The sequence below is a fragment of the Microbispora sp. NPDC046973 genome (genome assembly GCF_040644495.1).
Classification (GTDB): Bacteria; Actinomycetota; Actinomycetes; order Streptosporangiales; family Streptosporangiaceae; genus Microbispora.
Genome location: NZ_JBEYWQ010000004.1, coordinates 274,157 through 296,688, shown reverse-complemented (window position 1 = coordinate 296,688; position 22,532 = coordinate 274,157). Strand labels below are relative to the sequence as shown.

Sequence of the window (22,532 nt, the reverse complement as noted above, 5' to 3'; positions counted from 1 at the left end):
GCTCCGCTTCCCGAGACGCCGAGGGCCGGTGATCAGTCCGCGGGGCCTCCCCGCTGCTCCGCTCCCGGAATCCGGCTGGGCGGGGTGACCGGCCGGCCGTAGAGGATCGATGTCCAGGCGTTGGTGAGGACGTCGACGAGGACCTCCTCGTCGTCGAACGGAGGGACACCGGCCGCGGCCAGGTAGTAGAGCCGTTCGCCCATCCAGGTCAGCGACGCGGCGACCGCGCGCACGTCCATCTCCCCAAGCCGCTCGCGGGCCTGCGGGTCGGACTCGATACGGGCAGCGGCGGCGTCGGTGAACAGGTTCATCTGCTCCAGCCAGAGGGCTCGCAGACCCTCGTCGGAGCCCTGGCTCTCCACGATCGCCATGAGGACGCCCGCGTTGTCGCGCCACAGCCGGGCGCCGTCGCGCACCCCCGCACGCAGCGCGGCGACGGGGTCCTGCAGCCCACCGATCCAGGGGTCCGCGGCCCGCTGTCCCCGCATCACGGCGTCGCGCACCAGCTCGCCGAGCACGGCCTGCCTGCTCGGAAAGTAGAAGTAGAAGCTGGCCCGGGAGACCTCGGCGGCGGTGATGATGTCGGCGACGCTGAGGGTGTCGAAGCGGCGCTCCCGCAGCAGCTCCCGGGTCGCGGACAGGATCCGCTCCCGCAGTCCGGTGGACGCCGGCTCCGCGGTCGATCTACGGGCCGGCTGTGCCTCGCGCTTCGAAGACATGACCCGCAGGATACCGACATGCTGTACGGACATTTCATACAGACACGATGTCCAGACAGTATGTATGGTGACTCCTATGACGCGATCAGCCATTCATTCCGCCCCCCTGGCCGCGGCCCCGCTCTGCGGATCGGCCACGGCATGAGGTACCGCACCTTAGGCACGAGCGGTCTACGGGTGTCCGAACTGATCCTGGGCGCGATGACCTTCGGCGAGCAGGGCGGGGTCGGCGCGCCGCCGGCGGAGTGCCGGCGAATGCTCGACCTGTACGCCGAGGCCGGCGGCAACATGATCGACACGGCCGTCAACTACCGCGACGGGGCCAGCGAGGAGATCCTCGGCGAGCTGCTCGAGGGCCGGCGCGAGTCCTTCGTCCTCGGCACGAAGTACACCGTCTCCCGCGACCGCTCCGACCCGAACGCCGGAGGAAATCACAGGAAGAACCTCCGGGCGTCTTTGGAGACCAGCCTGCGCCGGCTGCGCACGGACTACCTCGATCTCTACTGGGTGCACATGTGGGACCGTGACACGCCGATCGAGGAGACGATGCACGCGCTGGACGACGCCGTCCGGGCCGGCAAGGTGCTCTATGTGGGAATCTCCGACGCCCCCGCCTGGGTCGTGGCCCGCGCCAACACCCTCGCCGAGTGGCGGGGCTGGAGTCCCTTCGTCGGCCTGCAGGTGCCGTACAGCCTGCTGCAACGAGACATCGAGAGGGAGTTGCTCCCCATGGCCGAGTCCCTCGGGCTCGGCGTCACGGCGTGGAGCCCGCTCGGCGGCGGGGTGCTGTCCGGCAAGTACACGCTGCCCGGCGGGGACACCCGCCCGGACGGGGCCGTGCCCACGGCACGGCTGAAGGCCGAGTCGCTCTCGGCCCGCGACCACGCCGTCGCCCGGGCCGTGCAGGAGGCCGCCGACGAGCTCGGCGCGACCCCGGCACAGGTCGCTATCGCGTGGACGATGAGCCGCTCTCCCGCCGTCCATCCGATCGTCGGGGCGCGCTCCACCGATCAGCTCGGGGACAATCTCGCCGCCGCCGGCCTCGCCCTCCCCCCTGAGATGCGCACGCGCCTGGAGGACGCCACCGGGTTCACCCTCGGATTTCCCGCCGACTTCATCGCCCAGACCTCGCCGTGGGTGTTCGGCGCCGCACTCGTCGATCCCCCTTCCGGCACGATCCGGGGATGAGGGACGCACCACGCTCGCGGCCCGCTCCCGCACAGCCCGAGCGGGCCGTCTCCTCGTCGCCGGACGGCCAGGTGTGATCCGGCCCGGCGCCGCCGCCCGTCTTCTCCTACCGGCGGAAGGCGGCGGCACCGGCGGCGGCGATCGCCACCGACAGGACCACGACGACCGTGAGCGTCCCCAGCGGGTTGCGGTGCCGTACGGGCGCGATCGCGCGCATGGCCGGCACACGGGCGACCGGTGACCGCGACGGGGTGGGCCGCGGCGTCGTGCGAGGGCGGGGCGACGGCACCGCCGCGGGCGGCCGGGGCGCGGCCGCCGCCCGATGCGGAAAGTGCCGGGGCGCAGGTGCGGGTTTCTCGGGAGCCGGCGCCGGAGAGTGCGGGGGCGGCGGCTCCGGGGAGGGCGCGGGCGGCGGCACGGGCGTCGGCGGCATGCAGCCGGGGCGTCCGATGCCGACCTCGGCGTGCAGGTCGACGATCACGTCGACGTCGACGCAGACGCCGACCCGCAGGCCCGGTCCGTCCGGATCGTCGGCCGCGACAGACGCGCCGGCGGCCGCGGAGGCCGGCACGGGAAGCCCGGCGGCCGGCGTGGCCCAAACCAGTGCGGCCCAAACCAGTGCGGCACAGATCAGTGCGGCACAGCTCAGCGAGACCCAGCTCAGTGCAGCACGGCTCAATGCGGCACGGCTCGATGCGGCACGGCTCGATGCGGCACGGCTCGATGCGGCACGGCTCAGCGCCGCACCGGCGCGGACGAGCGCGACGGCCACGCGCGGGCCCGCCGTCCTGCCCATGTCAGCGGCCCTCGGGGATCCGCTGGAACTCGTGCAGGGCGCTCACGAACGCGTCGGGCTTCACCGCCAGGCCGCCGCTGAAGGGATGGGAGATGTTCCAGGCGAGGTAGACGCCGACACCGAGCAGGATCGCCATCGCCGTCAGCGGCACGAGCGTGAGCCCCCGGGGCCGGGCCCCGGCCAGGAACGGGAAGACGACGACGAGGGCGCCCGTGAGGACCGTCAGCAGCATGACGCCCGGAGGCAGCGCGGTGTCCGTGTCGGCGGCGCGCTGCCGGCGGGCCGCGAACAGGTCCGCCATCCGCTCCAGCACGGCGTCCTTGGCGTCGCGCGCCTCGTCGGTCGTGACCGGCAGTTCGGTCACGCGGGCACGCAGCGCCTCCAGCCGCGCCGTCCCCTCGGTGCCGAGGCGTCCGCCCGCCATCTGCGGCCACTCGTCCTCGATGACGTATCTCGCGTACTCGCGCAGTCCCTCGCGCACCTGGGCGGCGTCGGGGACGGGGAGCGGCGCGGCGGCCCAGTAGGCCTCCACGAGCGCCTGGGTCTCCGAGTAGGTGTTCTGCCGCGCCGAGTCGGCCGAGGTCCACGGCACGACGATCGCGATGGCGAACACGAGCAGGAACAGCGAGGAGAGCATCGACCCGGCATGACCGGCGGACGCGCCGCCGGGGTCGCGATCGTCGGCGCCGCGGCCCAGCGCGCGGAACAGAAGGGCCGCCACGGCCACCAGCCCGACGGCCGCCGCGACCGCGAGTACGCCCATGAGCATGACATCTCCACAGACACTTTGCTGATTACTTGTAGTGACATGACTATCACAAGAAGTAATCGAGTGACCAGCGAAGACCGGCAAGTGACGGCGCGGCCTGCCCCGGTCGCCGGGACGGGTCGTGGCAGGATCGGCGCGGAGGTGAGCGCATGCGCGTGGTGATCGCGGGCGGACACGGGAAGATCGCCCTTCGGCTGGCACGCCTGCTGAGCGGGCGGGGCGACGCGCCGGTCGGGCTGATCCGCAACCCCGATCAGGTCGCGGACGTGGAGGCGGCCGGCGCCGAGGCGGTGCTGTGCGACCTGGAGCGGACCAGGCCGGAGAAGGTGGCCGAGATCCTGCTGGGCGCCGGAGCCGTCGTCTTCGCCGCCGGGGCGGGGCCAGGCAGCGGCGCCGCGCGCAAGTTCACGGTGGACCAGGGCGCCTCGGTGCTGCTCGCCGGCGCGGCCGAACGGGCCGGTGTGTCCCGCTTCATCCAGATCTCCTCGATGGGCGCGGGATCGCCGCCCGCGCCGGGGAGCGACGAGGTCTGGGCCGCCTACATCACCGCGAAGACGGCGGCCGAGGAGGACCTGCGCGCCCGCCCGCTCGACTGGACGATCCTGCGGCCGGGGCGGCTCACCGACGGGCCGGGGACCGGCCTGGTGACGCTGGCCGACCCGCCGCTCCCCTCCGGGGCGGTGCCGCGCGACGACGTCGCCGCCGTGATCGCGGCGCTGATCGACGCTCCGGAGACGCGGCATCGCGTCCTCGAACTCATCGGCGGGGGCGTGCCCATCGCCGAGGCCGTACGTCTCGTGCTGATGCGGTGATAGGCCGAGTCGTCCGGACCGGTACTCATATCGGCCCTACCTGACAAGAGGCGCTAAATACCCAATTGGGCACCAAGTCATCTCATTGCGGAAAAATCCCAGATTTGGGGGGTTCGTGCGCCTTGACGACGTTTTCGGGGTGGCAAAGACTTCCCTCGACATCGCGTGATCCACTCCGGGCTGACCCCCCTCCCCGGAAGGCACGCCAGATGGAGGAAACTCGATGAGGAGCTCTCCCCGGAGGGCGCGACGCTACGCCGCCGCGCTCGCACTCCCCCTGGCGATCACCCTGAACGCCCTCCCGGCGCTCGCCGATCCCTCTTCCGATCCCGTCCCGCCCGACCGGCCGTCCAGCACCGCGCAGAACGGCGTCGCGCTGATGCGCGTCGTCGTCGCCGATCGGTCGGGCGTGGACAGGCTTGCCGCCCTGGGCGTCGACCTGGCGGAGTACAGCAAGCCCGTCGACGGCGGCATCGAGGTGCACGCCGTGCTCAGCCCCGACGAGGCGCGGAGCCTGCGCGACCAGGGCTTCGACGTGCGCGACGCCATCTCCGACCAGAGCGACTTCGCGGAGAACCAGGCCGCGCGGCGCCAGGCCCTCGCGGCCGCGTCCGCCGACGCCGCGGCGACCGACACGCTGACCCCGCTGCGCGCCGAGTGGTTCACCAGCCTCGACGATCAGCGCTTCCTGTCGGTGGAGGTGAAGACGAGCGCGACGGACGCCCAGACCGTGCTCACCGCCACCTGGGACAGCGGCCCCGGCACCGCCCCCGACTCCGGCGGCACGGCGACGATGTCCCGCTTCACCGACGCCGGGCAGTACATGTACCACCGGTTCAACTCGCCGCTGCCGATCACGCAGGCCCCCACCACGGTCACCGTCACCAGCAACCGGGGCGGCTCGATCACCGTGCCGGTGACGAAGTGGCTGGGCGAGCCGCGCAAGGCGCCGGGCAAGCACTACGTGCAGGACTTCGTCGACCACTACATGGACCCCACCGAGATCACCGGCCGGATCGTGGCGCTGTCCAAGGAGTTCCCGAAGATCTCGGAGATCATCGACCTCCCGTACAAGACGAACGGCTACCGCCGTCAGGCGCAGGCGCAGTTCGGCACGGGCTCGGGGAGCGCGCTGGCGAGCACGTTCTACGTGACGTCCAAGGCGTACGGCAGCGAGGGCGGCAACGACGTCAGCGTCGCGCTGGTGAACCCCGGGACCGCCTCGGCCCCGCTGTCCGTCGCCGTCAGCGGCAAGGACGTCGTGGTCAACCTGGCCACGGACGCCTCCGGCGCGGTCACCAGCACGGCCTCCCAGGTCGTCGCCGCGCTGAGCGGCAGCTCCGCCGCTTCCGCGCTGCTGACCGCGAGCCTCTACCGGACCAGCACGGGCACCGGTGTGGTGGCGGCGGCCCCGGCGACGAAGCTGACCGACGGCCTGAAGGCGCCGGCGAACGTCTCGCGCCAGCCGTTCCAGATGAAGGCGCTGCGCATCGGCAAGAGCAGGAACGGCTCGAAGACCGGCGTGTTCCTCTACTGCCAGGAGCACGCCCGCGAGTGGGTGACCCCGATCACCTGTGTGGAGACCGCCGAGCGGCTGCTGCGCAACTACGCGCAGGACCCGGACACCAGGAAGCTGGTGGACGATCTCGACATCTTCGTCGTGCCGACGATCAACCCCGACGGCGCCCACTACTCGATGTACGACTACAACATGCAGCGCAGGAACATGGTCAACTACTGCGCGGCCGACGCGGCGGACCCGGGACGGCGCAACTCCTGGGGCGTCGACCTCAACCGCAACTTCTCGGTGGGCAGCGTCCGCGACGGATACAACGGCGGCTCGACCACCTGCACCAGCGACACCTTCGCCGGGCCCGCGGAGCTGTCGGAGCCGGAGACGCGCAACGAGGTGTGGCTCACGGAGAAGTTCCCCAACATCAAGTTCGCGATGAACACCCACTCCTACGGCGGCTACTTCATGTGGCCTCCGGGGGCGTACAAGACCGCAGGACGGGAGACGCTGCCGCGGACCGACCTCGGCACGGAGGAGTACTTCTGGAACGCCTCCACCCACATCCTGTCCGCGGTCCAGGGCTGGCGCGGGACGGCGATCTGGCCGGGACGCACCGGCCCGGTGGTCGACGTGCTGTACTCGGCGGCCGGCAACAGCGCCGACGAGTTCTGGTACAACAAGGGCATCATCGGCTGGGACTTCGAGGTCGGCGCCGACGTCTACGACCAGGCGACCAAGCAGTACACCGCGGTCGGCTTCCAGCCTCCGTTCGACGAGGGCCACGAGGAGGCGATGGAGTTCTCCAACGGCCAGATCGGCATCCTCGAGGTCGCCCGCGCCTATGACAAGGACAAGCAGCGGCCCGATTCGACGCTCGTGGTGACCGGCAGGACCGGCACGTCGACGACGTTCACCTTCACCGTGGACGAGCCGGCGAACGTCTACTACACCCTCGACGGCAGCCGGCCGACGCTGAGCTCGCCCAAGCTGACCTCTTCGGGCATGCGTGAGGGCGCCGCGAAGATCTCGATCGACAAGACCACCGAGGTGCACTGGTTCGCCATGGACCTCGCAGGCAACGTCGAGAAGAACTACAAGCCGGACGGCGACGGCAGGAACTACAACAAGGAGACCGTCGAGGTCGGCGACTCGCGCTGACCCGCGCGGCGTGCGGGGTCTCCCGGCAGGAGACCCCGCATTGCCGTCGCGGGTCCCATCGCCCAACGGGCTTTACGCTGCCGGAGATAACGCTTGAACCGAAGGCCCGGTGGTTCCTAGGTTGCCCGCATGTCCGATTCGGAATTAGTGGACGCGCACGTCCACTATTGGCGGCCCAGTGTGAACGACTGGTATCCCGCGCTGCGGTCCCGGTCCATCTACCGGGATGTCCTCCCGGAGGACTTCCCCCCGAGCGCCGGGCACGTCCACGTCTCCGCCGTGTCGTCTCCGCGGTCGGTCGTCGACGAGGCCCGGTGGCTCGACCGGCTGCGCGGCGAGACCGGATTCCCCTCCGCAGTCATCGGCACGATCGACCCGGCGGCCTCGTGGGACGAGATCGAGGAAAGCCTGCTAGCCCAGGCGGAGAGCCCTGCGTTCCGGGGTGTTCGCGTCTTCTCCGGTTTCGACCCCGCCGCGGACACGGCCTTGCGGCTCTTCCGGTTCCTCGCCGGCAACGACTGGGTCTTCGACCTCGTGACCCGCCCGGCCGATGTGAGTTCGTATCTTCCCGCCATCGAGAAGTCGCCCGGCACGACCTTCGTCCTGGAGCACGCCGGATGGCCGGACGGCGAGGAGCCCGAGCGGTTCCGGCAGTGGCGCAAGGCCGTCGCCTCCCTGGCCGGGTTCGGCAACGTCGACTGCAAGATCTCCGGGCTCGGCATGGCCCTCGGGACCACAGATCCCGATCGCCTCCGCCCCTGGGTCGAGACCTGCCTCGAACTCTTCGGCGTCGACCGCTGCTTCTTCGGCAGCAACTTCCCGGTGGACAGCGTGGCCGGCACCTACGCCGACGTGATCGGGGCCTATCGCACGATCACGTCCGCTTTTGGGAGCGAGGATCGGCACAAGCTCTTCGCCGCCAACGCCCGCAGGCGCTACCGGCTGCCCTGATCCGTCGTTTCCCATCACTTCCCGGGCGAAGATGACGGAGGGTTAGGAAATCCTGACGTAGCGGATTGTTGACCGGGCGGTCAATCAGGCAGACCGTCGGATCATAGGTCACCTCTCCCCCGTACGGAGGCACGGATGGATCTCACGAGATCGTTGTCCGACATCGTCGCCCTCGTCGCCGGGCTGGTCGCTGTGCTCGCACCGTTCTTCTGGGCCGACGCCCAGGCGGCCACGCAGCCACTGCTCGTTCTCGGCGCCCTGCTCGTCGTCTCCGCTCTGTGGTCCATCCTGGGCGCGGGCGGCGCCAGCTCCTGGGTGACCGCGGCGTTCGGCGCCCTGCTGTTCGTCTCCCCCTGGGCGTTCGGCTTCGACGGCGACTCCGCCTCGGCGTGGACCGCCTGGATCACCGGCGCCGTCACCGTCGTCGTCGGCCTGCTGACCGTCCTGCAGGTGCGCGGCCGCACGACCGTCGCCGCCTGACCCCTACCCGCCCCACATCACGTACGGCCCTGCCGCCCGTCGCCCCTCCCGGCGACCGGCGGCGGGGCCGTACGCCTTTCCGGCCTTTCCGGTCCTCGCGGTCGGCAGGAGCGGGCGGCAGGAGCGGTGAACAGGGCACTCACCTGCGCCTGGACCAGAGTCGCGCTTATCACCCTGTAGGCGATTTGTCGCCCCTTGACTTTGGCGCGGTCTCCACTCAATCTGTTGCGTATAGCGCTTACTGTTCCACTTTACGAAACTGGGAACCCTCGCATGATTCCTGCGTGCCCCCTCGCCGCCCTGCCCAGGGGCGAGGCCCTCCGAATCGAGACAGATCCCCCGATCGCCGTCTTTCACACCGAGGACGGCGAACTGTACGCGGTGGACGACACCTGTACGCACCAGGACGCCTCGCTCGCGGACGGGTGGCTGGAAGGGTGCGAGGTGGAGTGCCCCCTGCACGCGTCGCGCTTCGACCTGCGCACGGGCCGGGTGGACGCCCCTCCCGCGAAGCTGCCGGTGCGCACCCACCAGGTGGTCGTCCAGGACGAGACCGTCTACGTCGTGCCGTCGGACCTGCCGCCGAACCTCCCGCCCGGCGTCCGCACCGGGTCGGCCTGAGACACCGTGAGGGGTGCCGTGAAATCCGTCGCCATCGTCGGCGCGTCGCTCGCCGGGCTGTCGGCGGCCCGCGCGCTGCGCGCCCAGGGCTTCGGCGGGCGCCTGACGATCGTCGGGGCCGAACCGCACCGCCCCTACGACCGGCCCCCGCTGTCCAAGGAGTTCCTCGCCGGCCGGATGACGACGACGGACCTCGCCTTGGAAGGCGACGGCGAGGACCTCGACGCCGAGTGGCGCCTGGGCATGGCCGCCACCGGGCTGGAACAGGGCCCGCCACTACGGATCGCGCTCGCCGACGGCTCCGCGGTCGAGGCCGACGGCGTGGTGATCGCCACCGGCGCGGTCGCCCGCACCCTCGGGGGCGACCTCGCCGGCGTGCACACGCTGCGCACGATCGAGGACGCGGCGGCCCTGCGTGCCGATCTCGACGCCGCCCGGCGGCTCGTGGTGATCGGGGCGGGCTTCATCGGCGCCGAGGTCGCCTGCGTCGCCCGCGCGCTCGGGCTCGACGTGACGATCGTCGAGGCGGCGCCCGTGCCGTTCGCCCGCGCGCTCGGGCCCGAGATGGGCACCGCGCTCGCCGGGCTGCACGAGGACCACGGGGTGCGCCTGATCTGCGGCGCCGCCGTACGGGGCCTGACGGGCGAGGGCCGCGTCGACGGGGTGCTGCTCGAGGACGGGCGCCGTCTGGACGCCGACGTGGTGCTCGTCGGCATCGGCGCACGGCCGGCGGTGGACTGGCTCGACGGCAGCGGGGTGAAGGTCGGCGACGGCGTCGTCTGCGACACCGGCGGCGCGACGAGCGTGCCTGGAGTCGTCGCGGTCGGCGACTGCGCCGCCTGGTTCGACCCCGCCCTCGGCGCCCACCTGCGCGTGGAGCACTGGACCGGCGCGGCGCGGCGTCCCGAGACGGCCGCGCGGACGCTGCTGTCCGGCGGCGTCGCCGTGCCGGACGCCCTCGCGCCGCCCTACCTGTGGTCCGACCAGTACGGCATGCGCGTGCAGTTCGCCGGGCACACGCTGCCGGGAGACGAGGTGAGCGTCGAGGAGGGCGACCTCGCGTCCCGCCGCTTCCTCGCCGTCTACCGGCGGGAGGGCCGCACCGTCGCGGTGCTCGGCGTCGACCAGCCGCGCTCGTTCACCCGGTGGCGGCGCCGCGTGAACGAGCCCGCCGGGGCGCGATGAGCGCCGTCGCGTCCCGCCGGGGACGTCATTGCGTCGCACCGCGTGCGACGGCCCCGGTCACCCGGCGTGGCCGAGACGGTGGCTGATGTCGGCGGCGCCCGCGACGAGCACGGGCGCGAGCTCGCGCATGCGCTCCTCGCTGAACCGGTAGGCCGGGCCGGAGGCGCTGACGGCCGCCACCACCTCGCCCTCGTGGGAGCGGATGGGCGCGGCGATGGCGTTCAGCCCGATCTCGTACTCCTCCACGGTGACCGCGTAGCCCCGCCGCAGCGCCTCGTCGAGCTGCCGCCGCAGTTCGGCGGCGTCGGTCACCGTGGCCGGGGTGAAGCGCTCGAGCCCGGCGGCGGCGATGAGCCGCTCGCGGCGCCGCTCGTCGAGGTGGGCGAGCAGGACCTTGCCGCTCGACGTGGCGTGCAGGGGGGTGGGCTGGCCGACCCAGTTGTGCGCGGTCACGGCCGCCTGGCCGCGCACCTGGTCGAGGTTGATGGCGTAGTGCGACCGTGCGACGGCGATGTTGACGGTCTCGCCGATCTCCTCGGCGAGCCGCCGGCACACCGGGCGGCTCTGCTGGACGAGGTCGAGCCGCGCGGCCACCCCGGCGGCGAGCCGGACGATGCCGAAGCCGAGGCGATACTTGCCGCGGTCCTCGGCCTGCTCCGCCAGGCCGCGCGCCTCAAGGGCGCCGAGGAGCCGGAACGCGGTGGACTTGTGGACGCCGATCTCCGCGGCGACCTCGCTCACGCCGGCCTCGCCGCGCTGGGAGAGGATCTCCAGGATCGTCACGGCCCGGTCCACCGACTGGACGCCGCCGCTCCCCTCGGACCGCGCGACGGCCTCGTCGGCCCCCACGAGATCGGGGTCCGGCGCGTGACGTTGCGAATGCTGCACTCTATTGCGCATATCAATATCATCCTGCCCGGGAGGCGGACATGTATGACTTTGTCATCGTCGGTGGTGGATCGGCGGGGAGCGCTCTCGCGAACCGGCTGTCGGCCGACCCCTCGAACCGCGTGCTCGTGCTGGAGGCGGGCCGTCCCGACTACCTGTGGGACGTGTTCATCCACATGCCCGCCGCGCTGATGTTCCCCATCGGCAGCCGGTTCTACGACTGGAAGTACGAGTCCGAGCCCGAGCCGCACATGCACGGCCGGCGGATCTACCACGCCCGGGGGAAGGTGCTCGGCGGGTCGAGCAGCATCAACGGCATGATCTTCCAGCGCGGCAACCCCATGGACTACGAGCGCTGGGGCGCCGATCCGGGCATGGAGACCTGGGACTTCGCGCACTGCCTGCCGTACTTCAAGCGCATGGAGAACTGCCTGGCCGCCGACGCGTCGGACCCGATGCGCGGGCACGAGGGGCCGCTGGTGCTGGAACGGGGCCCGGCCAGGAATCCGCTGTTCAAGGCCTTCTTCGAGGCCGTGCAGCAGGCGGGCTACCCGCTGACCGACGACGTGAACGGCTACCGCCAGGAGGGCTTCGCGCCGTTCGACCGCAACCTGCGCCGCGGGCGCCGCCTGTCGGCCGCCCGGGCCTACCTCCACCCGGTGATGAACCGCCCGAACCTGACAGTCAAGACCCGCGCGTTCGTCACGAAGATCCTGTTCGAGGGCAAGCGCGCGGTCGGCGTCGAGTTCGACGGCAAGCGGGTGCGGGCCGGGGAGGTCATCCTCTGCGGCGGCGCGATCAACTCCCCGCAGCTCCTGCAGCTGTCGGGCGTGGGCGACGCCGACCATCTGAAGGCGCACGGCGTCGACGTGGTCCACGACCTGCCCGGCGTCGGCGAGAACCTCCAGGACCACCTGGAGGTCTACATCCAGTACGCCTGCAAGCAGCCGGTGTCGATGCAGCCCGCGATGAAGTGGCGCAACCGGCCGTTGGTCGGCGCCCAGTGGCTGTTTCTGCGCTCCGGGCCGGGCGCGACCAACCACTTCGAGGCCGGCGGCTTCGTGCGCGGCAACGAGGACGTCGACTACCCCAACCTGATGTTCCACTTCCTGCCCGTCGCCGTGCGCTACGACGGCTCGGCCCCGGCCGGCGGGCACGGCTACCAGGTGCACATCGGGCCGATGTACTCCGACGCCCGCGGCTCGGTGAAGATCAAGAGTGCCGACCCCCGGGTGAAGCCCGCGCTGCGGTTCAACTACCTGTCCACCGAGCAGGACCGCCGCGAGTGGGTCGAAGCCGTACGGGTGGCCCGCGACATCCTCAACCAGCCCGCCATGGACGGGTTCAACGGCGGCGAGCTGTCCCCCGGCCTGGAGGTCGAGACCGACGAGCAGATCCTCGACTGGGTGGCGAAGGACGGCGAGACCGCCCTGCACCCCTCCTGCACCGCGAAGATGGGCGTGGACGAGATGTCCGTGGTAGACCCGCTGACCATGGGGGTGCACGGCCTGGAGGGCCTGCGGGTCGTGGACGCCTCGGTCATGCCGTACGTCACCAACGGCAACATCTACGCGCCGGTGATGATGGTCGCGGAGAAGGCGGCCGACCTGATCCTCGGTAACACTCCCCTGGCCCCCGAGCCGGTGGAGTTCTACCGGCACAGGAAGGACGCCTGACATGAAGGACCTGTACATCGGCGGGCAGTGGCGCGACGCGGCCGAGGGCGGCCGGCGCGAGATCCACTGCCCGGCCGACGGACAGCACGTGGCCACCGTAGCGGAGGCCGGCCGCGCCGACACGGAGGCCGCGATCGCGGCGGCCCGGCGGGCGTTCGACGAGGGCACGTGGCCGCGCACGCCGGAGCGGGAGCGCGGAGCGCTGCTGCTGCGGGTGGCCGGCCTGCTCGAGCGCGACAAGGCGGAGATCGCGCGGGCGGAGTCGCTGGACACCGGCAAGCGCCTGGTGGAAAGCGAGTACGACGTCGACGACGTGGTCGCGAGCTTCCGCTACTTCGGCGGGATCGCGGGCACCGACGCCGGGCGGGTGGTCGACACCGGCCGCGCCGACGCGATCAGCCGGGTGGTGTACGAGCCGGTCGGGGTCTGCGGCCTGATCACGCCGTGGAACTACCCGCTGCTGCAGACCTCCTGGAAGGTGGCGCCCGCGCTGGTGGCGGGCAACACCTTCGTGCTGAAGCCGAGCGAGCTGACCCCGTCCACGGCGATCCTGCTGATGCGGCTGCTGGAGGAGGCGGGGCTGCCGCCGGGGGTGGGCAACCTGGTGCTCGGGGCCGGCGCCGAGGCAGGGGCGCCGCTGGCCGAGCACCCGGACGTGGACCTGGTCTCGTTCACCGGCGGACTGGCGACCGGGCGGCGGATCATGGCTTCGGCCGCGCGGACGGTCAAGCGCGTCGCCCTGGAGCTGGGCGGCAAGAACCCCAACATCGTGTTCGCCGACGCGGACTTCGACACCGCGGTCGACTTCGCCGTGACCGCCGTCTTCCTGCACTCGGGGCAGGTCTGCTCGGCCGGCGCCCGGCTGCTGGTGGAGGACTCCATCCACGAGAAGTTCGTGGACGCGGTGGTGCGCCGGGCCGAGCGGATCAGGCTGGGCGGGCCGTTCGACCCCGAGGCGGAGACCGGCCCGCTGATCTCGGCCGGGCATCTGGCCAAGGTCGAGGCGTACGTCGAGGCGGGGATCGCCGAGGGCGCGAAACTGCGCTGCGGCGGGCGGCGCCTGGAGGGCAAGGGGTACTTCTTCCCGCCGACGGTGCTGGACGGCTGCCACCGCGACATGCGGGTGGTCCGGGAGGAGTCGTTCGGGCCGGTGCTGACGGTGGAGCGCTTCTCGGGTGAGGACGAGGCCGTCGCGTTGGGCAACGACACCGACTACGGGCTGGCCGGGGCCGTGTGGACGACGGACGCGGGCAAGGCGCAGCGGGTGGCCGGGCGGCTGCGGCACGGCACGGTGTGGATCAACGACTACCACCCGTACGTGCCGCAGGCGGAGTGGGGCGGGTTCAAGCAGTCCGGCATCGGCCGGGAGCTCGGCCCGACCGGCCTCAACGAATACCGCGAGATCAAGCACATCTGGCAGAACACCGACCCCCGCCCCCAGCACTGGTTCCGCCCCTGATTCAGTCGTCCCGCCCGTGCGCGGCGAGGAACCGCTCGATGCGCGCGTCCATCTCGGGCGGCGCCGCGAGGGGAAGGGTGTGATGGGTGGCGCCGGGCAGCACGGCCGTCTCCACGCGGGGCAGGAGCGCCGCGGCGGAGGCGGCCACCCGGCCGATGTCGTGCGCCCTGCTGTGCTCGGCCAGGAGAAGCAGCACCGGCGGCCGCAGCGCCCGCAGCGCCTCCGCGCCGGGACGCGGGCCGGTCAGGGGCCGGGCGGCGGGGAAGGCGGCGGCGCGGTCGTAGAGGCGGAGCCACGTCTCGTCCAGCGCCGCGTGCCCCGTCTCCCAGTCGAGGAACGCGCGGCGCCGCCGTACGGTCGGGCGGAGCAGCATCGGCAGGGCCCGCAGCAGATAACGCCGGGAGAAGCCGGTGAAGCAGTTGGTCGGGTCGACCAGGACCAGCGCCCTCACCCTGCCGGGAGCGTGCGCCGCGTAGTGCAGGGCGCTCCACGCCCCGTAGGAGTGGCCGCACAGGGACACCTGTGAGACGCCGGGCCGGTCGAGCACGGCGTCGAGCACGGCGTCGAGCCAGGCCATCTGGTCGTCCAGTCTCCTGATCGCCCGCTCGCCGGCGACGCTGCGTCCGGCCTCGCCGACCGTGTCGACCGCATGCACCCGGTAGGCCGTGCCGAGCGCCCTCGCCGTGCCGGACCAGACGGTCGAGGTGGTCCCGCCGCCGTGCAGGAGGACCACCGGCGGCGCGTCCGCGGGGCCGACGGAGTTGACGTGGGTCGTGCCGTAGGGCGTGCGGATCTCGGCCGGCTCCGTGGAGGCGGGCCAGCGGGCAGCCACGACGGCGTCGTAGGCCGCGAGAAACGCGTCGTCGATGGTCGTCAAGACGCCTCCGTGATGTCTCGATGAGCGATAATCTCGTTGGGCGAGATAATAGGAGGTTCCATGACGATCCGCGCGCATGAGGGTCCGGAGATGGAGGTCTTCCATCTGCTGCGGGCGGTCGCGGTGGAGTACGGCCTGCGGCAGGCGGAGTTCGCTGCCGGGCACGGCATGCACGTCACCGACGTGCGGGCGCTCATCTGCCTGCTGGACGCGGAGCGGGCCGGGATCGACGCCACCGCCGGCTTCCTCGGCGCCGGACTGGGCCTGAACTCGGCGGGCACCACGGGGGTCGTCGACCGGCTCGAACGGCTCGGCCTGGTCAGCCGGGTCCGCGACGCCAAGGACCGGCGCCGGGTCCTGCTGAGAATCGAGGACCGCGCCAAGGAACTGGGGTGGAGCTACTTCGGCCCGCTCATCGACAGGACGGTCGGGGTTCTGTCCCGATTCGACGAGCGGCAGACGGCCGCGGTGCGGCTCTTCCTCCAGACGGCGTTGGACGCGTTGACGGCATGACCCCGCCGCCGCGGCCGTGCCCAGGGGCATGCTGGGGGCATGGAGGTGTCCGTACGCTTCTCGCCCGAGCTGTGGATCTTCCTCGCGCCGCGCAACCGGCGGCCCGAGGTGCTCCTGCCGTACGACGGGACGTCCTCGCTCGGCCACCTGATCGAGTCGGCGGGCGTTCCGCTGACCGAGATCGGCGGGCCGTTCGCCGGAGGCCGCCCGGTCGGCCCGTCTCACCGTCCGAGCCCGGACGAGGTGGTGGAGGTGCCGGCCGTGCCCAGGCCGCAGGCCGTGCCCGACTGCCGGTTCGTCCTCGACGTCCACCTGGGAACGCTGGCGCGGCGGCTGCGACTGGTCGGCCTGGACACCGCGTACCGCAACGACATGGACGACAACGCCCTGATCGAGCAGGCCAACGCCGAGGACCGGGTGCTGCTCACGCAGGACCGGGGCATCCTGCGGCGCCGATCGCTGTGGCTCGGCGCGTACGTGCGCGGCGCCCGGCCGGACGACCAGTTCCTCGACGTGCTCGACCGCTTCCGGCCGCCGCTGGCCCCGTGGACTCGTTGCACGGCCTGCAACGGGCGGCTCGCCCAGGTCGGCAAGGCCGAGGTGGAGGACGCGCTGCAGCCCGGCACCCGGCGCAGCTACGACGAGTTCGCCCGCTGCCGGGCCTGCGGGCGGATCTACTGGCACGGCGCCCACGGCGGCAGCCTGTCCGCCGTCGTCGACCGCGCCCGCCACGCCACACATCCCGGGTGACAGGTTGCGTCTCCCGTAGGGGGAGCCGCGAGGGTGGGGGGCATGGACGGCGACACGCTCTACTCGATCGGTGAGCTGGCACGGCGGACCAGACTGACGGTCAAGGCCATCCGGTTCTACTCCGACTGCGGGATCGTGCCGCCCACCGGCCGCAGCCCGGCCGGCCACCGCCTCTACGACACCGGCGCCGTCGCCCGGCTCGATCTCGTACGGACGCTGCGCGACCTGGGGGTCGACCTTCCCACGATCCGCAGGGTCCTGGACCGGGAGACCACGCTCACCCAGGTCGCGGCCGCGCACGCCGAGGCGCTGGCGACGCAGATCCGGGTGCTGCGCCTACGGCGCGCGGTGGCGACGGCGGTGGTCCGGCGCGGCTCCACCCCAGAGGAGATGGATCTCATGCACAGACTCGCCAGGCTTTCCGAGGACGAGCGCCGGCGCCTGGTCGACGGTTTCCTCGACGCCGCCTTCGGCGGCCTGGACGCCGACCTGACGGGAATCAGGCGCACGATGACCCCCGAGCTGCCCGACGACCCCGAGGACGAGCAGGTCGAGGCGTGGATAGAGCTGGCCGGCCTGGCCGCCGACCCGGAGTTCGGTGCGCTCATGCGGCGCGTCGCCGAGCTGCACCTGGCCGACCACGCCCGCGTGGACGGCCCGCGCCCGGACGCGGTCGCGATCGTCCGCGACCACGTCGCCCCCGCGCTCGCCGCGGGCGTCGGCAGCGCCTCACCTCAGGCCGGCGCGATCGTCGCCGCCGTGACCGCACGGTACGCCGGCCTCGCCGGCCGCCCGGACGACACCGCCCTTCGGCGCCGGCTGCTCACCCTGCTGGAGACCGCGAACGACCCGCGCAGGGAGTCGTACTTCCGGCTGCTCGCGGTGGTCAACGGCTGGCCGCCCCCGGACCCGCTGACCCCGGCCCTCACCTGGTTCGCCGACGCGCTGAGAGCCCATCGCGACCAGTGACGGAACAACTGTCGGCATCTTCTGGCACGATCACGCCGACATGTCGGCCATGGTGCTGTTCGAGAACAACGGGTTTCTGGGCAGCCTCGCCCGAAGTCCTGCGGCGGCTCAGCCGTGACGGCCGGGTGTGCGGTGTCTACTGGGACGTCGAAGGCGACAACAGGCTGAGCTACGCGGCCGACGGACGGGTGCTGGCCGGCCTCGACGCGATGTTCTGGCATGTTCGCCGCTCTCTCGCACGTGGCGGAACTGCTCGCCACGCGGTTCCGGCTCGGCGATCTTCCCGTCGTACGGGACGTCCAGGCCGACCTCGCGGCCGGGCGGCGGGCCGGGGAGCAGCGAGTCGTGGAGCTGCGGGAACAGCTCGTGATGCCGTTGGCGCAGCGGTTCCACGAAACCGACGACGATGACGACGACGACGTGGACGGCTTGGACGGCGTGTCGTTCGAGGAGAACCCGGCGTGGCAGCGAATGCAGGCGGGGATCGCCCTGCAGATCGCCGCACGCGGACCGAAAGGCACCGCCCTGACGGTCGTCGACATTCCGATGGTGTTCGACGCCTACCATCACGCCGGTCTGGCCCTGGGCGCCGACTGGCCGGCGGTCCGCGAGGCCATCCGCGAGATCCTGTCCGACGCCTGAACGTCGCCGTCCGCGGCTACGCCTCGTCTTCGCCGTCGTCGATCGGACGGCCGAACGTGACCGCGTCGCGTACGGCACCCGGCACGGTGGCGCGAAGAGGCGCGTCGGGGCGCAGGCCGAGCGCGTCGTTGACCGTCGAGAAGGCCAGGCGGAGCGCCACGAACGCGGTGATCGTGAAGATCTGCGAATCGTCGAATCCGGCGTCGCGCAGCTCCTGCACGTCCGCCGCGGTGGTGCCGTTGGGGTCGCGCGCCACCTTCCGGGCCCAAGCGGCCATGGCCCGCTCGCTGTCGTCCAGGCCGTCGTCGACGCCCATGAGCACCCCTGCGGCGGTCTGCGCGCCGGCCGCCTGCGCCAGCCTGTTTCCCCACATGAGCGAGCAGTAGGAATCGCCGAACGCCGACGCGCACGCGGTGACGAGGACGAAGCGCTGACGCGGGCTGAGGCGATCCCCGGTGTTCACCTGCCGCAGCAGGGCGAACAGCCCGGTCACCGTCGCCGGCTGATAGGCCCACAGGCGGGAGACGCTCATCACGTAACCCACCTCGGCGACGTCCTCGTCGAAGATCTGCTGGGCCTCGGCGGTGGCGTCGGGGACGCCGAGAAAACCGATTCTGTCCATGGTCTCTTTTTCACGGGTCGCGGGCTCGCTTGCAATGCAAGCGTCGCCGTTCTCCGGCCCCGGCTCATCCGTGCGATGCACGGATCCTCGTACGGACGCGGTCTCCGTGTCGCCGACGCCCGCGCCGAAGGACAATGCGTGCATGAGGCACCACGAGGGCGGCCCGCGCCTGCCCGATCGGCTGGCCCGCGCAGGGGTCACCGGACGCGAGGCCGAGATTCTCTGGGCGGTCGCGGAACGGCTGCGCAACCGCGAGATCGCCGAGCGGCTGCACGTCTCGGTGCGCACCGTGGAGAGCCACATCGCCGCCCTGCTGCGCAAGCTCGGCGCCGCGGATCGGGCGGCGCTGGCCGAGACGGGCGCGCGACTGCGACGTGCCGCACGGGCCGGCGCCGTTCTGCCCGCGCCCCTGACCAGCCTCGTCGGCCGGGCGGCCGAGACGAGCGAACTCCTCGCGCTGCTCGGCACCCATCGTCTCGTCACGCTCATCGGTCCGGGGGGTGTGGGCAAGACGCGGCTCGCGCTGCACGTAGCCGAATCCGCATGGGCCACCGCGCTCGCCGACCGGTTCCCCGGGGGCGTCCGGCTGGCCGACCTCGCTCCGGTGGAGCCGGAATCCGTCGGCGACACCTTCGCGCGGGCGCTGGGCGTCGCGCCGGAGCCGGGATGGCCGCTACGCGACATCCTGCGGGAGGTCGCCGCGGGTTCGGGCTGCCTGCTGCTCGCGGACAACTGCGAGCACGTCGTCGCGGAGGCCGCCGACATCGTCGCCGACCTGCTCGGCGCCGGCGGCGCGCTGCGGGTGCTCGCCACCAGCCGCGAACCGCTCGGCATCCCCGGCGAGGTCGCCTACCAGGTGCGGGCGCTGCCCCTGCCCGCTCCGGACGCGTCCGAGCGAGCCGAGAGCATCGCGCCCTACGACGCCGTACGCCTTTTCGTCGACCGGGCGACGGCCGCATCACCCGGCTTCGCCCTCACCGACACCGTCGCACCGGCGGTCGCGGCGCTGTGCCGGCGCCTCGACGGGCTGCCGCTGGCCATCGAACTGGCCGCGTCGCGGCTGCGCACCTTCGGGCCGGTCGAACTCGTGGAGCACCTCGACCAGCGTTTCGAGCTGCTGTCCGCCGGAGCACGTACGGCCCCGCCGCGGCACCGTGCCCTGCGCAGCACCATCGACTGGAGCTACCGGTTGCTGGACGACGGCGAGCGAGCCTTGTTCGATCGGCTCGGCGTGTTTCCCGCCGACTTCGACCTGGCGGCCATCGTGTCGGCGTGCGAGGGCGAGGATCTCGGTGGCGAAGCCGTGATCACGCTGCTGCCCAGGCTGGTGGACAAGTCGCTCGTCAGCACCGTGGGGCGCGGCACCCGGCGCTATCGATTGCTCGAGACGATCCGGGCGTACGCCGCCCAGCGGCTGGCCGACTCGGGTGGTGCGCAGGCCGCCAGGCGCCGTCACGCCGCCCACTACCTCGTCTTCGCGGAACAGGCGGCCGAGCGATTACGCACCTCGGACCAGCGCGTATGGCTCGACCGCATGACCATGGAGCAGCCGAATCTGCATGCCGCACTGGCGCACGACATCGGCATCGGCGACGTCGAGTCCGCGTGGCGGATGATCGCCGCGTTGCAGCGGTTCTGGGATGTCACCGGCCGTCGTCGCGACGCCCACAAGTGGGTCCGGCAGGCGCTGGCCGTCGCCGACCCGCCCGCCACGCCCGCCGTCGTCGCCGGGCTCACCGAGGCCTGCCTGATCCTGGACTCCCGGGACGCTCGCGCGGCGTTCGACCTGGCGCACAAGGCGGCGAGCCTGGCAGCCGGCCTCGACGATGTCACCCGCGCCAGGGCGGCACGCGCGGTCGGGATGAGCGCGACCTGGATCCGGCCGGAGCTGGTCGCCCCGGCGTTGCAGGAGGCGCTCGCCGGGTTCGGCGACGAGCATCCGTGGGACGGCGCGCTGACGATGCAGGGCCTCGCGATCACCACCGCCGACCTGAGCCGGGCGCTCCAATGGGGACGAGACAGCGCGGCGTTCTTCCGCAGGGCCGGCGATCAGATCTGCGCGGCCAACACGTTGTACCTCATGGCGCAACGGTCGCTGTTCGCCGGCATCGCCGACGACGAGGTGCACGGATGGCTCACCGAGAGCCGCGCACTGGCCGAGGCCGCCGGCAGCGAGGCGGACATGGCGCACGCGACGGTCGGCTTCGGGCAGCTGGCGTGGCTGCGCGGCGACCACGACCGGGCCGCCGAGCTCATGAGCGAGTGCCTGCCCACCCTGCGCCGGCTCGGCGACCGCCGCTGCACGGGCCGCGCGCTCCACATGCTCGGTCAGCGGGCCTACGAGAATCAGGAGCCGGCCCGGGCCGAAGAGCTGCTGCGCGCCAGTGTCGAGGCCATCGCGCTCGCCGGCCAGTCGTTCGTGCTCGTGTCGGCGCTCGAAGCCCTGGCGGCCGTGTACGCGGCGCAGCAGCGCCCTCGCAGCGCAGCCGTGCTTCTCGGCACGGCGCACAGCGTGCGCGAGGCGGCCGGCGCGCACATGCGCCCCCTGCAGCCACCCGACCAGGAGTTGCGCCACACCCTCGTACGGGTGCTGGGCGCCGGGTCCTTCGACGGCGCCCACGCTCAAGGGGAGCGCCTGTCGCCGACGGCGGCGCTGCGGCTCCTACCGTTCGACGAACTGCCCCTCCTCACGACGCCGTGAGGCCGCCTCCCACGCGCCGCAGCGCCTCGGGCGTGAGGTCCTTCAAGCTGGGATACCCGTCGACGGCCATGATGAGGTCCGCTTCGGCCAGCATGGAGCGCAGCACGTGCACCACACCGTCGACGCCGCCGACCGCGAGCGCGTACGCGTACGGGCGGCCGATCCCCACCGCGGTGGCGCCCAGCGCCAGCGCCTTGACGACGTCGGCGCCGCTGCGCACACCCGAGTCGAACAGGACCGGCAGCCCGTCGGCGGCCTCGATCACGCCGGGCAGGCAGTCCAGAGCGGGCAGTCCTCCGTTGGCCTGCCGTCCTCCGTGGTTGGAACAGTAAACGGCGTCCGCGCCGTGGTCCTTGGCGCGGCGGACGTCCTCGGGATGGCAGATGCCCTTGAGCATCAGCGGCAGCCTGGTCTGCGACCGCAGCCAGTCCAGGTCATCCCACCTGAACGGTCCACCGAAGATCGGCAATCTGCTCAGGAACGCCTCGGTGGCGTCCTCGCCGGGTCGCAGTCCCTTCCGGAACACGGGATCGCTGGTGTAGTTGCTCAGGCAACCGCTGGGCACCTGCGGATAGTTCGAGCCGCGCAGGTCCCGGGGCCGCCAGCCGGTGACCCACGTGTCCAGGGTGACGGCGATGCCCTTGAAACCCACCGCCTCGGCGCGGTGCACCAGGCTCGCGGCGAGGTCCCGGTCCGGAGGGGTGTAAAGCTGGAAGAAGCCGGGCGTGTCGCCGAGCGCCGCGGCCACGTCCTCCATCGGATCCGCGGACAGCGTCGCCGCGAAGAACGGGACGTGCGTGCGAGCGGAGGCTCGCGCGCATGCGAGGTCGCCGTGGTCGTCCTGGGCGCACACCCCGATCACCCCGATGGGCGCCATGAACACCGGCGAGGGCAGCCGTGTCCCGAACAACTCGATCGACATGTCGCGCTCGGCGGGAGCCACCAGCATGCGCGGATACAGGCCCCAGTGCGTGAACGCCTCGCAGTTGGCCCGCTGGGTGTGCTCGTCGCCGGCGCCGCCGGCCACGTACCCCCAGACCTTCGGCCGCATCGCCGCCGACGCCCTCTCTTCCAACTCCGCGAAGGTCATAGGATAGGGCGGCTGATGACCGGTCTGTCCCTGGGCGTACAGCTCATCCTGGTACTTCGCGAAATTCATAGATGCGCGTTACCCGAGGGAGGGTGCACTACCCGTGGCGGGCGGCCAAGCGACGGCCAAGTGTGCGGAAAAGAGCGAGGCCGC

General features: G+C 72.1%; 21 protein-coding genes. 14 read left to right on the top strand and 7 right to left on the bottom strand.

Features of this window, described 5'->3' with window-relative positions; genetic code table 11:
• Nucleotides 1–32: 32 nt before the first annotated feature.
• The gene (locus tag ABZ860_RS11335; protein WP_357218320.1) at nucleotides 33–719 is read right to left on the bottom strand and encodes a TetR/AcrR family transcriptional regulator; all 687 of its coding nucleotides are present in this window, start codon (nucleotides 717–719) and stop codon (nucleotides 33–35) included.
• A 141-nt stretch (nucleotides 720–860) separates the two neighbouring features.
• On the opposite strand from ABZ860_RS11335, the gene ABZ860_RS11330 reads away from it, so the two are divergent.
• Nucleotides 861–1,907 carry an aldo/keto reductase gene (locus ABZ860_RS11330; protein ID WP_357218318.1) on the top strand — a complete coding sequence of 349 codons (1,047 nt, stop codon included), beginning with the start codon at nucleotides 861–863 and terminating at the stop codon, nucleotides 1,905–1,907.
• A 106-nt stretch (nucleotides 1,908–2,013) separates the two neighbouring features.
• Here the strand turns inward: ABZ860_RS11330 and ABZ860_RS11325 are convergent, their stop codons facing one another.
• The gene (locus ABZ860_RS11325) at nucleotides 2,014–2,478 is read right to left on the bottom strand and encodes a hypothetical protein (RefSeq protein WP_357218315.1); all 465 of its coding nucleotides are present in this window, start codon (nucleotides 2,476–2,478) and stop codon (nucleotides 2,014–2,016) included.
• Nucleotides 2,479–2,704: 226 nt separating this feature from the next.
• The gene (locus ABZ860_RS11320) at nucleotides 2,705–3,472 is read right to left on the bottom strand and encodes a hypothetical protein (protein WP_357218312.1); all 768 of its coding nucleotides are present in this window, start codon (nucleotides 3,470–3,472) and stop codon (nucleotides 2,705–2,707) included.
• Nucleotides 3,473–3,621: 149 nt separating this feature from the next.
• Between ABZ860_RS11320 and ABZ860_RS11315 the strand changes: the two genes are divergently transcribed.
• The 6 genes from ABZ860_RS11315 (at nucleotide 3,622) to ABZ860_RS11290 (ending at nucleotide 10,192) form a co-directional block, all read left to right on the top strand.
• Nucleotides 3,622–4,284 (top strand): SDR family oxidoreductase, encoded by a 663-nt coding sequence (locus ABZ860_RS11315; RefSeq protein WP_357218310.1) that lies wholly within the window; start codon nucleotides 3,622–3,624, stop codon nucleotides 4,282–4,284.
• Between the two features lie 223 nt (nucleotides 4,285–4,507).
• Nucleotides 4,508–6,955, top strand: coding sequence for a M14 family zinc carboxypeptidase (locus ABZ860_RS11310; protein WP_357218307.1), 2,448 nt, complete (start codon nucleotides 4,508–4,510; stop codon nucleotides 6,953–6,955).
• Nucleotides 6,956–7,084: 129 nt separating this feature from the next.
• Nucleotides 7,085–7,906 (top strand): amidohydrolase family protein, encoded by an 822-nt coding sequence (locus ABZ860_RS11305; protein ID WP_357218305.1) that lies wholly within the window; start codon nucleotides 7,085–7,087, stop codon nucleotides 7,904–7,906.
• Between the two features lie 135 nt (nucleotides 7,907–8,041).
• The gene (locus ABZ860_RS11300; RefSeq protein ID WP_079315940.1) at nucleotides 8,042–8,386 is read left to right on the top strand and encodes an SPW repeat protein; all 345 of its coding nucleotides are present in this window, start codon (nucleotides 8,042–8,044) and stop codon (nucleotides 8,384–8,386) included.
• A 273-nt stretch (nucleotides 8,387–8,659) separates the two neighbouring features.
• Nucleotides 8,660–9,007 carry a bifunctional 3-phenylpropionate/cinnamic acid dioxygenase ferredoxin subunit gene (locus tag ABZ860_RS11295; RefSeq protein ID WP_142621266.1) on the top strand — a complete coding sequence of 116 codons (348 nt, stop codon included), beginning with the start codon at nucleotides 8,660–8,662 and terminating at the stop codon, nucleotides 9,005–9,007.
• A gap of 18 nt (nucleotides 9,008–9,025) precedes the next feature.
• Nucleotides 9,026–10,192, top strand: coding sequence for an FAD-dependent oxidoreductase (locus ABZ860_RS11290; RefSeq protein WP_357218302.1), 1,167 nt, complete (start codon nucleotides 9,026–9,028; stop codon nucleotides 10,190–10,192).
• A gap of 57 nt (nucleotides 10,193–10,249) precedes the next feature.
• Here the strand turns inward: ABZ860_RS11290 and ABZ860_RS11285 are convergent, their stop codons facing one another.
• Nucleotides 10,250–11,041, bottom strand: coding sequence for an IclR family transcriptional regulator (locus ABZ860_RS11285; RefSeq protein WP_357218783.1), 792 nt, complete (start codon nucleotides 11,039–11,041; stop codon nucleotides 10,250–10,252).
• Between the two features lie 80 nt (nucleotides 11,042–11,121).
• Here ABZ860_RS11285 and betA point away from each other — a divergent pair, with 80 nt between their 5' ends.
• Entirely contained in the window at nucleotides 11,122–12,756 is a 1,635-nt protein-coding gene (betA, locus tag ABZ860_RS11280; RefSeq protein WP_357218300.1) for a choline dehydrogenase, read from the top strand.
• Nucleotide 12,757: 1 nt separating this feature from the next.
• Nucleotides 12,758–14,215, top strand: a complete 1,458-nt coding sequence (locus tag ABZ860_RS11275; RefSeq protein WP_357218297.1) for an aldehyde dehydrogenase family protein — start codon at nucleotides 12,758–12,760, stop codon at nucleotides 14,213–14,215.
• 1 nt (nucleotide 14,216) lies between these two features.
• Here ABZ860_RS11275 and ABZ860_RS11270 read toward each other — a convergent pair whose 3' ends face one another.
• Nucleotides 14,217–15,092: an alpha/beta fold hydrolase gene (locus tag ABZ860_RS11270; protein ID WP_357218294.1), complete on the bottom strand. Its 876-nt coding sequence runs from the start codon at nucleotides 15,090–15,092 to the stop codon at nucleotides 14,217–14,219.
• A gap of 60 nt (nucleotides 15,093–15,152) precedes the next feature.
• Between ABZ860_RS11270 and ABZ860_RS11265 the strand changes: the two genes are divergently transcribed.
• The 4 genes from ABZ860_RS11265 (at nucleotide 15,153) to ABZ860_RS11250 (ending at nucleotide 17,966) form a co-directional block, all read left to right on the top strand.
• The gene (locus tag ABZ860_RS11265) at nucleotides 15,153–15,605 is read left to right on the top strand and encodes a MarR family transcriptional regulator (protein WP_357218291.1); all 453 of its coding nucleotides are present in this window, start codon (nucleotides 15,153–15,155) and stop codon (nucleotides 15,603–15,605) included.
• Between the two features lie 39 nt (nucleotides 15,606–15,644).
• Nucleotides 15,645–16,355 (top strand): Mut7-C RNAse domain-containing protein, encoded by a 711-nt coding sequence (locus tag ABZ860_RS11260; protein ID WP_357218288.1) that lies wholly within the window; start codon nucleotides 15,645–15,647, stop codon nucleotides 16,353–16,355.
• A gap of 42 nt (nucleotides 16,356–16,397) precedes the next feature.
• On the top strand, nucleotides 16,398–17,324 hold the full coding sequence (locus tag ABZ860_RS11255; protein ID WP_357218285.1) for a MerR family transcriptional regulator: 927 nt from the start codon (nucleotides 16,398–16,400) through the stop codon (nucleotides 17,322–17,324).
• Nucleotides 17,325–17,543: 219 nt separating this feature from the next.
• Nucleotides 17,544–17,966, top strand: coding sequence for a hypothetical protein (locus ABZ860_RS11250; RefSeq protein ID WP_357218282.1), 423 nt, complete (start codon nucleotides 17,544–17,546; stop codon nucleotides 17,964–17,966).
• A gap of 16 nt (nucleotides 17,967–17,982) precedes the next feature.
• Here the strand turns inward: ABZ860_RS11250 and ABZ860_RS11245 are convergent, their stop codons facing one another.
• Nucleotides 17,983–18,588, bottom strand: a complete 606-nt coding sequence (locus tag ABZ860_RS11245) for a hypothetical protein (protein ID WP_357218280.1) — start codon at nucleotides 18,586–18,588, stop codon at nucleotides 17,983–17,985.
• Nucleotides 18,589–18,730: 142 nt separating this feature from the next.
• Here ABZ860_RS11245 and ABZ860_RS11240 point away from each other — a divergent pair, with 142 nt between their 5' ends.
• The gene (locus ABZ860_RS11240; protein ID WP_357218277.1) at nucleotides 18,731–21,289 is read left to right on the top strand and encodes a LuxR C-terminal-related transcriptional regulator; all 2,559 of its coding nucleotides are present in this window, start codon (nucleotides 18,731–18,733) and stop codon (nucleotides 21,287–21,289) included.
• Here ABZ860_RS11240 and ABZ860_RS11235 read toward each other — a convergent pair.
• Nucleotides 21,276–22,448: an alpha-hydroxy-acid oxidizing protein gene (locus ABZ860_RS11235; RefSeq protein ID WP_357218274.1), complete on the bottom strand. Its 1,173-nt coding sequence runs from the start codon at nucleotides 22,446–22,448 to the stop codon at nucleotides 21,276–21,278. The genes ABZ860_RS11240 and ABZ860_RS11235 overlap by 14 nt on opposite strands.
• Between the last annotated feature and the right edge of the window lie 84 nt (nucleotides 22,449–22,532).